Annotated in this window: 8 protein-coding genes; 3 read left to right on the forward strand and 5 right to left on the reverse strand. The window is 46.1% G+C overall.

The genetic code is table 11. The annotated features are described in order from the left end of the window. Positions 1 to 58: 58 nt before the first annotated feature. Complete coding sequence (gene mltF, locus AELLOGFF_RS07160; RefSeq protein WP_159268049.1) at positions 59 to 1,522, reverse strand: membrane-bound lytic murein transglycosylase MltF; 1,464 nt, start codon at positions 1,520 to 1,522, stop codon at positions 59 to 61. 140 nt (positions 1,523 to 1,662) lie between these two features. On the opposite strand from mltF, the gene purL reads away from it, so the two are divergent. The 3 genes from purL to secF all read left to right on the forward strand — a co-directional run bounded on the left by purL (position 1,663) and on the right by secF (position 8,490). After that, complete coding sequence (gene purL / locus AELLOGFF_RS07165; protein ID WP_159268050.1) at positions 1,663 to 5,550, forward strand: phosphoribosylformylglycinamidine synthase; 3,888 nt, start codon at positions 1,663 to 1,665, stop codon at positions 5,548 to 5,550. A 141-nt stretch (positions 5,551 to 5,691) separates the two neighbouring features. Continuing rightward, the gene (secD, locus tag AELLOGFF_RS07170) at positions 5,692 to 7,557 is read left to right on the forward strand and encodes a protein translocase subunit SecD (protein ID WP_159268051.1); all 1,866 of its coding nucleotides are present in this window, start codon (positions 5,692 to 5,694) and stop codon (positions 7,555 to 7,557) included. A 9-nt stretch (positions 7,558 to 7,566) separates the two neighbouring features. Next, a complete protein-coding gene (gene secF / locus AELLOGFF_RS07175; protein ID WP_159268052.1) occupies positions 7,567 to 8,490 on the forward strand; it encodes a protein translocase subunit SecF in 924 nt (307 codons plus the stop codon). 16 nt (positions 8,491 to 8,506) lie between these two features. On the opposite strand, the gene AELLOGFF_RS07180 is transcribed toward secF, so the two are convergent. The 4 genes from AELLOGFF_RS07180 to AELLOGFF_RS07195 all read right to left on the reverse strand — a co-directional run bounded on the left by AELLOGFF_RS07180 (position 8,507) and on the right by AELLOGFF_RS07195 (position 13,049). Then, positions 8,507 to 9,670 carry a PilT/PilU family type 4a pilus ATPase gene (locus AELLOGFF_RS07180; RefSeq protein WP_159268054.1) on the reverse strand — a complete coding sequence of 388 codons (1,164 nt, stop codon included), beginning with the start codon at positions 9,668 to 9,670 and terminating at the stop codon, positions 8,507 to 8,509. Positions 9,671 to 9,877: 207 nt separating this feature from the next. Beyond that, positions 9,878 to 12,076, reverse strand: a complete 2,199-nt coding sequence (locus AELLOGFF_RS07185) for a pilus assembly protein TadG-related protein (RefSeq protein WP_159268056.1) — start codon at positions 12,074 to 12,076, stop codon at positions 9,878 to 9,880. Between the two features lie 5 nt (positions 12,077 to 12,081). Continuing rightward, positions 12,082 to 12,351 (reverse strand): DUF3613 domain-containing protein, encoded by a 270-nt coding sequence (locus AELLOGFF_RS07190; RefSeq protein WP_159268058.1) that lies wholly within the window; start codon positions 12,349 to 12,351, stop codon positions 12,082 to 12,084. Further along, positions 12,348 to 13,049, reverse strand: coding sequence for a hypothetical protein (locus AELLOGFF_RS07195; RefSeq protein WP_159268060.1), 702 nt, complete (start codon positions 13,047 to 13,049; stop codon positions 12,348 to 12,350). Before AELLOGFF_RS07195 ends, AELLOGFF_RS07190 begins: the two co-directional genes overlap by 4 nt. Positions 13,050 to 13,064 lie beyond the last annotated feature (15 nt).

Here is a 13,064-nt window from a genome sequence, read left to right on the forward strand (position 1 = left end):
TAGCTTTGATAAGTACAACCCAGTTTTTGGCAATTTGGGTAATACTTGGCTTCATATTTTAAAGTGCATCAAATCCTCTATTTAACTCTGCAGGTAGATAGTCAGAAATGATTCTCGGCGGGGGAACTCGATAGCGATTCAGCTCATCCCAGGTGAGTAATGAATAGTAATCACGAATATTACGTACATAGCGGGCGGCTTCGTCACCACGGGCATAACCGTATTTAGTGGGTTTGTACCATTTCTTTTGTCGTAATAATGGCAGGCTTTCCCTGACATCATTCCAGAGGTTGGGGTTGCCTCCACGCCGCTGGGTAATGATGCGTGCATCTTCGACATGACCTAAACCAATATTGTAGGCCGCAAGGGCAAACCAGCTGCGATCAGGTGGTTCTATGCTCGCAGGAAGCCTGCTGTAGAGTTTTTTGTAATAGCGAGCGCCACCACGCAAACTTTGTAGTGGGTCTAAGCGATCGTCCACATTGAGTTCAAGTGCGGTTGACCTAGTGAGCATCATCATGCCGCGTACTCCCGTAGGAGATCGGGCTGATGCATCCCAGTGGGATTCTTGGTAACTAATGGCGGCGAGAAATCGCCAGTCTAGATCGTATTCTATGGCGACCTGCTCAATCAACCCTTTGACATCTGGAAGCCGCTCTTCTTTCATTTGTAAAAATGTTTGGGTGTTAATGAATGTTTGGCGCTCATTTATTGTGAAGCTGCGATCTATTAGGCGTGCAAGTTTGCCGTTGGCGGTAAACGTCTTAAAAAAGAGCGTCATTTCTTTAATCAGGCTGGCATTAGCCGGTGTGTTGGTCATTGCCCACGCGAGTTTTCGTGGTTTTTCAGCGCTAAATGCAACCCTAAAGCTGGGGTAAAAGGCGCGATTTGCATAGTATTCAGTGGAATTGATGATGGTGACATCAATTTCCCCCTCTGCAAGTTGCTCGAGTAAGTCGATGGATTCTAGGTCTCGGCTTTCGGCCCAGCTCAGTGTCGGGAAGGATTTTTTGAGCTCAAGTAATTGCTCGACATGTGCGGTGTTGCTAATCACGCGAATTTGTTTGCCAATTAAGTCTTCTGCCGAGCTCATTGGCGCATTTTTGTCGCGGTTATAAATAAAGAAGGGTTTGACGCTCAAATAGCTTGGTCCAAAAAGTAAAGTTTCCTGTCGAGAGGAGGTAATACTTAGCCCTGCGGCAGCGATTTCTGCTTTGTTTTCCGCCAGCCCAGAAAATACCTCATCAATACTGACGACAGGAATCATTTCTAAATCGACATTGAGGTGGTCTGCAAAGGCGAGTGCCAAATGATACTCAAATCCAGCTGGTGCGCCTTGGCTTTCATAATAGGTGGTGGCTCCGTTGCGAGTAAGTACCCGTAAAACCCCGCTGTCACGGATTTCTTGGAGTTTGTCGGTATCGCTATCTTGGCATGCGCTCAATAGGCAAGCAGAGAGCAATATGCTTAAAGCACAGAGCAACTTGGTGATCAATAGTTCTGTTTTTCGGCTTGCGAACAAGTGTAAAACTCCAAAGATTAGAAGGTAATTGTATCGGTATGGAGCAGATCACACCATAAAGACTATTTTGGATAAAAATTCTCGCGTAAATCCTTTACAATGGCCGGCTTCAATCCATTCGATCGAGGTTGTCGCCCCGAATGCTTATTCTTTCAGGTGCTCCGGCGCTTTCAGATTTCCGTGTAGATAAATTAAAGGCCGCTTTGGCGAGCTCAATTCCCACCCTGCGAGGTGTGAGCGCACAGTATGTTCACTTGGTGGACACCACCGTAGAGCTCGATACCGCAAGTAGTGACGTTTTGAGTCAATTATTGCAATACGGCCCCCTTGCTGAGTTTTCAGCTAACACCGGCATGAGCGTATTTGTTGTGCCTAGGGCCGGAACAATTTCACCTTGGTCTAGTAAGGCCAGTGATATTGCTCACAACTGCGGTCTAGATATGATCGCGCGTATAGAGCGTGGCGTGCAGTATTTCTTTGATATTGATGGAGAGCTTAGCGACTCACAACGCAATATCTTATTGTCTGCTATCCATGATCGTATGGTCGAGGTTGTCTTGGATAGTCCCGCTGACGCAGCAGTGTTATTTAATCGCCACAGCCCTAAACCCATGCAGGCCGTCGACGTACTTGGTGGAGGCCGCGAGGCATTGTTAGCCGCTAACACCGAGCTTGGTTTGGCTTTGGCTGATGATGAGATAGATTATCTAGTTAGCAGTTTTATTCAGCTTGATCGAAACCCCAGTGATGTCGAGCTTATGATGTTTGCGCAGGCGAACTCAGAGCATTGTCGTCATAAGATATTTAATGCGAGCTGGACAATCGATGGCGAGGAGCAGCCGCATTCTTTATTCGGCATGATCAAAAACACCAACGAATTGGGTGGTGAAGATGTGCTGAGTGCCTACTCCGATAATGCCGCCGTGGTTAAAGGCCACCGCGCAGGTCGCTTTTATCCCGAACCAGGCTCTGCTGAATATCGCTATCACCAAGAAGATATCCACTTATTAATGAAAGTGGAGACCCATAACCACCCTACGGCAATTTCACCTTTCTCGGGCGCTGGAACTGGCTCTGGAGGAGAGATTCGCGATGAAGGCGCAGTGGGGCGTGGCTCCAAGCCCAAAGTAGGCTTAAGTGGTTTTAGTGTCTCAAACCTTCGTGTACCGGGATTTGAACAACCTTGGGAAGCCGATTACGGCAAGCCGGGCCGGATTGTTTCGGCGCTGGATATTATGCTGGAGGGCCCCATTGGTGGCGCGGCATTTAATAATGAGTTTGGCAGACCTAATTTGTGCGGATACTTTCGGAGTTTTGAAGAAAACGCCGTGGGTGCGGCAGGTGAGGAGCGGCGGGGCTACCACAAACCAATTATGATTGCCGGTGGTTATGGCAACATTAAAGAAGAGCATGTTCTGAAAACTGAATTCCCTGCGGGTCACAAGCTTGTGGCGCTGGGTGGGCCGGCAATGCTGATAGGCTTGGGTGGCGGTGCTGCATCTTCTATGAGTAGCGGTAGTTCTACAGAAGATCTCGATTTTGCATCAGTACAACGACAAAACCCTGAGATTGAGCGGCGTTGCCAAGAGGTCATCGATCGCTGCTGGGCCATGGCAGAGAATAACCCCATTGCCTTTATTCACGATGTGGGTGCTGGCGGATTATCAAACGCGTTTCCGGAGTTGGTTAAAGACGGTGGCTGCGGTGGTGACTTTGACTTACGCAAAGTTCCAAATGATGAGCCTGGCATGTCACCACTAGAAATTTGGTGTAATGAATCTCAAGAGCGCTATGTAGTTGCCATTGCACCGGAAAATTTGCCAACATTTGAAGCCATTTGTGCCCGCGAGCGAGCGCCGTATGCGGTGGTTGGCGAATCAGTAGAAGATAAACGTTTACGGGTTGGTGATACGCACTTTGACAATAATCCGGTAGATTTGCCCATGTCGGTGTTGTTTGGCAAGCCACCTAAAATGCATAGGGATATTACTCGTCAGTATCCACAAAGACCTGAATTTGACCCGGCGGCAATTAATATCGATGAAGCCTTGGAGCGCTTATTAGCCTTACCTACCATTGCGGCAAAAAATTTCTTAATCACCATTGGTGACCGCTCTATCACCGGACAAGTTCATAGAGACCAAATGGTAGGCCCTTGGCAAATTCCAGTGGCAGACTGCGCGGTTACCACGGTGAGCTATGACTCGTACGCAGGAGAAGCAATGGCCATGGGCGAGCGGACTCCGCTGGCTTTAATTGATGGCCCAGCCTCTGGACGTATGGCTGTTGCCGAAGCGCTGACTAATATTGCAGCCACTCGCATAGAGAAAATCGCCGATATCAAACTCTCGGCAAACTGGATGTGCGCGGCGGGGTATGGCGGTGAAGACGAAGTCCTATTTGATACCGTAAAAGCGGTGGGCTTAGAGTTTTGTCCCGCATTAGGGGTTACCATTCCAGTGGGTAAAGACTCTATGTCTATGCGCACTACATGGCAGGATGGCGACCAAAATAAAGCCGTGACTGCACCAATGTCTCTGGTGATAACCGCGTTTAGCCCAGTGCTTGATGTTCGCAAAACAGTGACGCCCCAGTTACAAGCAGACCTTGATGATAATGCCTTGCTATTAATTGACTTAGGCGCGGGAAAACAGCGCTTGGGTGGGTCTTGTTTGGCGCAGGTTTACCAGCAGGTTGGCAGTGAGTCGCCAGATATTGATAGTCCAACCTTGCTAGCCGGTTTTTTTAATGCCATTCAGCAGCTGCTTGAAGAGCAAAAAATTATTGCCTACCACGATCGCTCCGATGGTGGTTTGGCAATTACCTTATTAGAGATGGCTTTTGCTGGCCACTGTGGACTTGATATTGAATTGAGCGCCCAAGGTAATGTGCACGGGGCCTTATTTGCTGAAGAAGCGGGTGCAGTTGTTCAAGTGCGTTGCAGTGAGGTTGAGGCGGTACTAGACATCTTTACGGCTCACGGCTTGTCTGCATGTGTTCAAGAGATTGGTAAAGCCGTTGCAGGATCAGATATCACGCTGAGCTACGGCGGGGTACCGGTGCTGCAAGATGATCGATTACGATTGCAAAAGAACTGGCAGCAATTGAGCTATAGGATGCAGGCTTTGCGGGACAACCCAGATTGCGCCCAACAGGAGTTTGACGGTATTAGCGAAAATGATCCCGGTTTAAGCCAGTCTTTATCTTTTGATGCACAGGAAAATATTGCCGCGCCCTATATTAATTCGGGCGTATTGCCCCGTATGGCGATTTTGCGGGAGCAGGGTGTTAACGGCCAAATGGAAATGGCTGCGGCCTTCGATCGCGCTGGATTCACCGCAGTTGATGTGCATATGAGTGATATCCTCAGTGGCCGTGTTAGCTTGCAAGATTTTAAAGGCTTAGCGGCATGCGGGGGCTTTTCGTATGGGGATGTTCTCGGTGCGGGAGAGGGCTGGGCAAAAACCATCTTATTTAATGGTTTAGCTAGAGATGAGTTTTCAGCGTTTTTCCAGCGTAATGATACGTTTGCTCTTGGTGTGTGTAACGGCTGTCAGATGATGTCGAATCTGCATTCACTCATACCAGGCGCAGAACATTGGCCACGTTTTGTAAGAAATCGCTCTGAACAGTTTGAGGCGCGTTTTTCTCTGGTTGAAATTCCGGAATCACCCTCCATATTATTATCTGGCATGGCGGGGTCGCATTTGCCGGTGGCTGTAGCTCACGGTGAAGGGCGTGCGGAGTTTGCTGATGCCGCTCATTTACATAACTTGCAGCAAAGCGGAAAAGTGGCGCTTCAATTTATTGATAATACATTGGTGGTTACCGAGCGTTATCCTGCTAATCCTAATGGCTCACCATTGGGTATTGCTGGGGCGAGTAGTGTAGATGGTCGTGTTACGATTATGATGCCTCACCCAGAACGAGTGTTTCGTACAGTGCAAAACTCATGGGTGGCGGACAGTTCGAAAGAAGACAGCGGTTGGATGAGGCTGTTCAGAAATGCCCGAGTTTGGGTTGATTAAGTGAGTAAGACGAATTGGCGCCGGCTATTGCCGGCGCTTTTATAAGGGCGGATCAGGGGTGCTCCGTCTATTATTAACGCCCATGTTGGCGTCCGTTACTAAATAGGCACCGTCGTCACAGGCGGTTTTGGTGAAAATACAATGCTTAATAAATATCCTCTCTGGAAAAACCTGCTAATTTTAGCGGTGCTAGGGATCGGCCTTCTGTACGCGATACCAAATTTGTATCGGCCTGATCCGGCCTTACAGGTTTCGGGTGAAAGTAGCGGAGTGGTGATAGATCAGGCACTGATGACTCGCTTGTCTGCGGCATTAGATGCTGGCGGCATCGAACATTTTGGCGAAGAGGCTAATGAAACCGGTAAATCCGGTTTAGTTCGTCTTTATGAAACCGATGTCCAACTACGGGCCCAGAGTATTGTTCAGCGCACATTGGGAGACGGTTATGTGGTGGCGTTAAATCTCGCCTCTAATACACCGGATTGGCTTAGTAACTTGGGTGCTCAAGCCATGAAATTAGGCTTGGATTTAAGTGGCGGTGTGCATTTTTTATTGGAAGTCGATACTGATTCCGCCATTGAAACTCGTTTAGAGCACTTCAGTTCAGGTATTAAAAAGAAACTGCGAGAGGAGCGTATCCGCGGGTTTGTTACCTTGAACGATGGGGTTATCTCCGGGAAATTTACAACGGCTGAATTACGTGACACGGCGTTAAAATTGATTCGTAGTGATTTTGCTGAGCTCACCGGCGAAAAAGTAGAGATGGATGATGAGTCTTTTTACTTGCGAGCTATTATCGGTGAAGCCAAGCGTAAAGAAATTGAAGATTATGCGGTAAGTCAAAACCTGACGACCTTGCGTAATCGTGTTAATGAATTAGGCGTGTCGGAGCCTCTGGTTCAGCGCCAGGGCCGTAATCGTATTGTTGTCGAGTTGCCAGGCATTCAAGATACCGCAGAAGCTAAACGTATCTTGGGTAAAACCGCGAATTTGGATTTTCGCTTAGAAGCTAAATATGACGCGCCTTTAACAGATCGTGAGCAATTTGAGTTCCGCAATCCTGGCCGTGGTGAACCGAGCGCGTGGTTGGAGCGCGATGTTGTTATTACTGGTGAGCGGGTTGCAAATGCTCAGGCTGGTTTTGACCAAAATGGCATGCCTCAGGTCAATATCACTCTGGACAGCCAAGGTGGTACCTTGATGCACAAAATGACGCGGCACAATATTAACCGTCGTCTAGGGGTGTTGTTTATTGAGCGTAAGAGTCGTACCCATTATCAAGTTGATGCGGAAGGTGTAGAGCAAATAGTAAAAGTACCTTATGACGAGAAAAAAATTATTAGCCTGGCAACTATAAAAGATGCCCTAGGTGTGCAATTTCGTATTACCGGTTTAGACGCTCCAGGCGAAGCCGCTGAGCTGTCTTTATTATTGAGAGCGGGTGCCCTCGCAGCGCCCATCGATTTTGTGGAAGAGCGAACGGTTGGCCCATCACTAGGGGCAGAAAATATTAGTAAGGGTTTAAATGCGGTGAAGATTGGCTTGGGCTTGGTAGCCTTGTTTATGTTGGTTTACTACCGTGTTTTTGGTGTTATTGCGGTGGTTGCCTTGGGTGCCAATATCATTCTGTTGACAGCTGCCATGTCATTGCTGGGTGCCACGTTAACGTTGCCAGGGATTGCGGGTATCGTACTTACCGTTGGTATGGCTGTTGATGCCAATGTGCTTATCTTTTCTCGAATACGAGAGGAGCTGCGAGCGGGTTTATCAGTGCAGCATGCAATTGAAGCTGGTTACGGTCGCGCATTCGTTACCATTATGGATTCCAACGTTACCACGCTCTTAGTGGCGGTTATTTTGTATGCAGTGGGCACTGGGCCTGTACGCGGTTTTGCAGTGACTTTGTCGCTGGGGATATTAACCTCGATGTTTACCGCAATTATGGGCACCCGCGCTATTGTTAATTTCGTTTACGGCGGTCGTCGTATCACCAAGCTGGCGATCTAGGGGAAACGTATGTCGGATACAACTAAAATGATTAACTTTATGGGTGGGCGTCGCATTGCGATGGTCATTTCAATTATCGCTTTGATCGCATCGGTGTCAGTGCTCGCCGTAAAGGGATTGAACTTTGGTCTCGATTTTACCGGTGGTACTTTAATAGAGGTTATTTACGAAGAGTCAGTACCTTTACAGCAGGTTCGTGAAGACCTCAGTGCCGCAGGATATGAAAGCGCCATTGTGGTTAATTTTGGATCAGATACTGATGTGTTGGTTAGAATGCCTGAAGGCATGAGCCCCACACTAGGCGAAGAGGTGCTTGCAGTATTACAGGCTGGCACTGAAGCTGAGGTTGAGTTACGCCGTATTGAATTTGTAGGCCCTCAAGTTGGTGAGGAGCTCAGAGAGCAGGGCGGCTTGGCAGTGTTGTTAGCCTTGGTTGTGGTGTTAATTTATGTGGCAATGCGTTTTCAAATTAAGTTTTCGGTTGGCGCTGTAGCAGCTTTGGGACATGATGTTCTTATCACGTTAGGTGTCTTCGCCATAGTGGGCTGGGATTTTGATTTAACCGTGTTGGCCGCGATTTTGGCTGTTATAGGTTACTCGCTCAACGACTCGATTGTGGTGGCTGACCGTATTCGCGAAAATTTGCGTAAGTTACGCAAACATGATGCCGATGAAATTATCAATATTTCGCTTACTGAAACACTAGATCGTACCTTGGTGACTTCTGGCACAACATTGTTGGTGTTGCTAGCACTGGCTTTTGTCGGTGGTGAAATGATTCATAGCTTTGCTTTAGCATTGCTGATTGGTATCGGTGTGGGTACTTATTCATCTATCTATGTTGTTGCCAGCTTGCTGATGACAATGAATATTAGCCAAGATGACCTGATTGTTGTAGAGAAAGAAGGGGCAGAAATAGACGATTTACCTTGAGCTTTTAGCTCAAGGTTTAGGTCGGGACATCATCCTGATCATCAACTTCTATGCTGAGAGCAAATGATCCTGTTTGCTCTTCGTTTTCTGTTTCTTCTGCATTTCCTTCTGGTATACCGTGACTACTATGAAGTTTAATTTGCAGCCGTAAATTATTTGCAGAGTCGGCATTCTTTAATGCCTCCTCAAAGGATATTTTTCCGCTTTCATAAATCTTGAATAATGCGGAGTCAAAAGTTTGCATGCCCACATTTTCAGATTTTTTCATAATTTCTTTAATCGTTTCTATTTCACCCTTGTGAATTGCTTGGGCAACACTGGGTGTACCCAATAATATCTCTATGGCGGCAGCGCGCTTTCCATCTTCAGTGGGTATTAAGCGCTGAGAAACAAAACATTTTAAATTAAGAGAAAGATCTAATAATAATTGGTTTCGTCGCTCTTCTGGGAAGAAGTTGATAATACGATCAAGGGCTTGGTTGGCGTTATTCGCATGCAATGTTGAGATACACAAATGCCCTGTTTCAGCAAAGGCAAGAGCGTGCTCCATCGTTTCTCTATCACGGATCTCACCAATAAGAATAACGTCGGGTGCTTGCCGTAAGGTGTTTTTCAGAGCTTGGTGAAAGCTCCGAGTATCCATGCCGATTTCACGCTGATTAACAATGCTGCGCTTATGACGGTGAATAAACTCAATGGGGTCTTCAATCGTAATTATATGACCGCTGCTATTAGTGTTGCGGTGATCAATGAGGGCCGCTAGCGATGTAGATTTACCAGAACCAGTAGCGCCAACGAAGAGGACTAAGCCACGCTTCGTCATTATGACGTCTTTCAATATAGGCGGTAGGCCAAGGGCATCTACATTTGGAATTTCAGTAACAATATTTCGGGCAACTATAGATATTTCGTTACGTTGTTTAAAAATATTAACCCTGAACCTGCCAATACGAGGAATATGGTAGGCGAGGTTCATTTCAAGTTCTTGCTCAAATTCATCTACCTGCTCTTTGTCCATAATGGCATAGGCGATAGCTTTTATTTCTCCAGGAAGAAATGGCTCCTTATGAAGAGGCTTTAATTTTCCGTGAAATTTTGCGCAGGGTGGGGCACCAGTGCTAAGAAAAAGATCAGAGCCATCATTTTTAGCGAGTAGGGTTAAATAATCATCAAAAGTCATTATATTTTTGTCTTTGTTGGTAGAGTTGGTGTTACAAAAACAACTGAAATTAAATCCACAAATTATTGTATATCAAAACTATGCAGCGTTTTATGAAAATAACCTGAAATGCAAATAGATTAAATAGAGATCAATCCAATCACTGACCTAATGAATATACCTTAGGTCAGTGATGTTTAAGACGTGTAAATAGGAGGTAATCAGAGCTTACTTAATAAGCTTTGAATGGCCGTCACAATTTAAACCAAGTAGGTTGACCTCAGTTTGCCCCAGCTGTAAGCCAAGTAAATTGTCCAATAAAGGCATTAGAAGGTTATTTCCAACAGCGTCCAAAACAGGGCGGAGAACCTCCAATAGCAAACCTGTTAGAAATACGAGAGCGTTAGATTGCGTTTGCCCTGAGGGGGTGTCCAGTGCATCTGCAAGCTCATCAATACATCCGGTGCTACTGCCATTGTTTCCAAATAAACTTCCCACAACACCACCGCCGGTACATGGATTTCCAACTAAAATTCCACTTAATAAGTCTCCTACACCACCTAGAAGCCCGACAACTAAATCTCCAACACTCCCTAAGATACCGCCTACATTTAAAGTTAGTACTGAATCTAGCAAGCCGACCACCGGATTCAGAAGTGCATCAGCAACAAATCCTTGTAAACCATCGGATGTATCACTAATTAAATCTTGAGCCTCCTCAAGTTTTTGCCCGCGGCATGTACTACCACTATACCCACTTCCGCAGCTATCTCCGTTCAAATCTTCCCATATTTCTGTGGCGATCTGAGTGCGATCGCTGCTATTCATTGTGGGGTTAGAGTTTAGTGTTTGTCCAAGTAGTGCTGCCAATAATGCGTCTGTAAGGTCCTGCACAGTGGTACCTAGGTCGATATTTCCATCTAAGACCATCATTTGCTGCTCTGCTAGATCATCTTGGCCTGTAGTTTCAAGGGGGTCGATTGCTAAGCTTGTGTCGAGGCCAATTAATGAGGATCCAAGTAACTCAACACTTAAAAGACTTTTGGAGGTCAGGCCTACATCGCAGCTCGCACTAGTAGAGAAAATGGTGTTTGGATCAATGTCACCTACACAAATTTTGGCAATTTGTGCATCTACCGCAATAGTCGCACAATCTTCACCAGCAGGGCATTTTGGCGGGTTATCAAGTTCTTTTAAGGGCTGGGTACACATATCTTCGATTGTGCCCGATGCTGATGCTAGATCAATCACCAAAGGTATATCTACATTTACGCTAGCTAAACTTCCGAGCAAGCCTCCTAGTGCACCGCCTAACAGGTCATTAGTGCTGACTTCGATATGGGCGAATACCCTAGTCTGTGAGGAATATGCTGTGGTTCCAATTCCACCAATGGCAATAGAAGGTGGTTCGATAATGCCTACTTTTGCACTAATATCGGTGCCCAATAAGCTCCCTAGTCCACCTGGGAGTAAAGCAAGGTCAACATCAATTGCTCGGCTTGAGGTTGCAATACCTATCGCAGTACTTACGAGCCCCATGGCATCCACTTTAACATCTAATGCAGAGCTTGCTGGAGAGGTAATGGAGGCGAAGAGTCCCGAGCTAAATTCGTCAGAGCCAAGCTGGATATCAGGGAGGGTGACATCCATTTCTCGTTCTAAGCTAGATAACAAATCAAGGTTGAGATTAAGCAGACTATCTTGACCGACTAGAGTTGCTGTTGCATCTAATATCTCGCCAAGGCTTACCGCTCTAACAATCAGTAAATTATTGAAATCCGCTATGCTCAGATCGGCAGAAACAGGAATGCCTAATGCTTGTAAAAGACCGCTTGGCGTTATAGTTGCGCCAACCAAGCCATTGTAATCCATAAGGTCTAGGCCGAGGTCTAGACCAACACCGCTGAGCAGACTGCCTACAATGGATTCACCCGCACCTAGACTAGCTAGTCTCGTACCAACACTAAAAGCTGCAATGGGCTCGCAAGCTACAGCTGTAGCTCTAGCACTTAGGTCCACATTCTCATCACTTAGTAATTGTCCAAACAATGAAGTCGGAACATTATAAGTTAAGATAACTTCGACAGTGCCTTCACCTGGTATCGCTGTAAATGTACTGTTTGTACTGTCACCCGGAAAATTATTACGTTCTGGGGAAAGAACTTCTCCGGGAGCTAACATATCGCCAATATTAAAGGAAAGGATATCGTCAGCAGTAATTTCACTGCGACAATACCGTAAAGCGGTTTCCATCGCAGCTAAATCAGCATTTTTTTGTAGCGACCGCTTTTCAAGATACAAACGACCTGTGTCTGTCACCACAGCGAGAAAGGTAAATAAACTTAACATCATTAAAACGGCGAGAATCGTAGTTACGCCGCGTTGGGAATGAAAAGAATGATTATTCATTAATCGCTGTGTTTTCATGGTCGTTACTCTTCCGTGAATGAATCTGAGCTAAAACGTTCTGGAATACTATGTGCAAAACTTTCCACATAACGGTTATAGATTTTAGTGCTCACTTTACCGCTAAGATATTGCTCGTCTGTGCTGGCATTTTTTCCAGAACGCTGCATTTCGAGCAAGCTATGTGTTGTTGTTTTTGGCGTTGGGTTTTGCGTGTAAATAACATCTGGTTCAGCCATAGCAGAAACAGATAGTGTTGCGCCTAAGATAAAATAAGCTGCTTTTAACGCTTTCATAGTGGTGCTCCTTGTCTAGCTATGTTGCTACCAGCGATGGTGGGTTGTTTAAAGGCATTTGCTTGGCTAAGTAACTGTTTAAATTCCTCTGTAGAGATGTCGTTATTTTTTGCCATGCGTAGTGCAGTACGACTGTCGCCATCTAAAATAAGGCTCATAACCATGTTTCTTATAGCGACGGGGTGACCTGGTTGTAATTGCAGCGCGGTCATAAACTCTCGTTGCGCAGCTTTGAATTTTTTGTGTGCTAATAATATAAAGCCGTAATCGTTGCGTATATCGGCATTACCTGGGGCGATTCGTCTTGCTTTCAGCATTTGCTGATGGGCTTGAGGGATGTCGCCACGAGTGGCTAATATTTTAGCCATGCCGGCGTGACCGTATGCAGCCATACAGCTTAGGCTTAAGTTTCGATAACTAGCATAAGCCTCATCGAGTAGACCCGTATTACGTTGCGCTTCAGCACGCAGGCGTAACACGCGAGGAGAGTTGTTTTGTGCTTTTTCAAGATAAGCTAGTGCAGAATAGTATTGCTTCTCTGCAATTTGCTGTTCAATTAAATCAAGCGTGATGCTTTCTTCTTTACTGGCTGGCACATCGCAATTATCTCTACTTGCGGTTTTGGTGGTAGCCGTATTGGCACAGCCACTCAAAATAATAGTCGAAACACAAAATATAGTGATCAATAATTTATTCATGATTAAATTATCCCT

It is taken from the genome of Zhongshania aliphaticivorans (assembly GCF_902705875.1).
Classification (GTDB): Bacteria; Pseudomonadota; Gammaproteobacteria; order Pseudomonadales; family Spongiibacteraceae; genus Spongiibacter; species Spongiibacter aliphaticivorans_A.

What these genes read in the sequence shown, in the direction of transcription:
- AELLOGFF_RS07180 (WP_159268054.1), bottom strand. Translation starts at nt 9,670, where the DNA reads ATGACTTTTGATGATTATTTAACCCTACTCGCTAAAAATGATGGCTCT.
- AELLOGFF_RS07195 (WP_159268060.1), bottom strand. Translation starts at nt 13,049, where the DNA reads ATGAATAAATTATTGATCACTATATTTTGTGTTTCGACTATTATTTTG.
- purL (WP_159268050.1), top strand. Translation starts at nt 1,663, where the DNA reads ATGCTTATTCTTTCAGGTGCTCCGGCGCTTTCAGATTTCCGTGTAGAT.
- AELLOGFF_RS07185 (WP_159268056.1), bottom strand. Translation starts at nt 12,076, where the DNA reads ATGAAAACACAGCGATTAATGAATAATCATTCTTTTCATTCCCAACGC.
- secD (WP_159268051.1), top strand. Translation starts at nt 5,692, where the DNA reads ATGCTTAATAAATATCCTCTCTGGAAAAACCTGCTAATTTTAGCGGTG.
- secF (WP_159268052.1), top strand. Translation starts at nt 7,567, where the DNA reads ATGTCGGATACAACTAAAATGATTAACTTTATGGGTGGGCGTCGCATT.
- AELLOGFF_RS07190 (WP_159268058.1), bottom strand. Translation starts at nt 12,351, where the DNA reads ATGAAAGCGTTAAAAGCAGCTTATTTTATCTTAGGCGCAACACTATCT.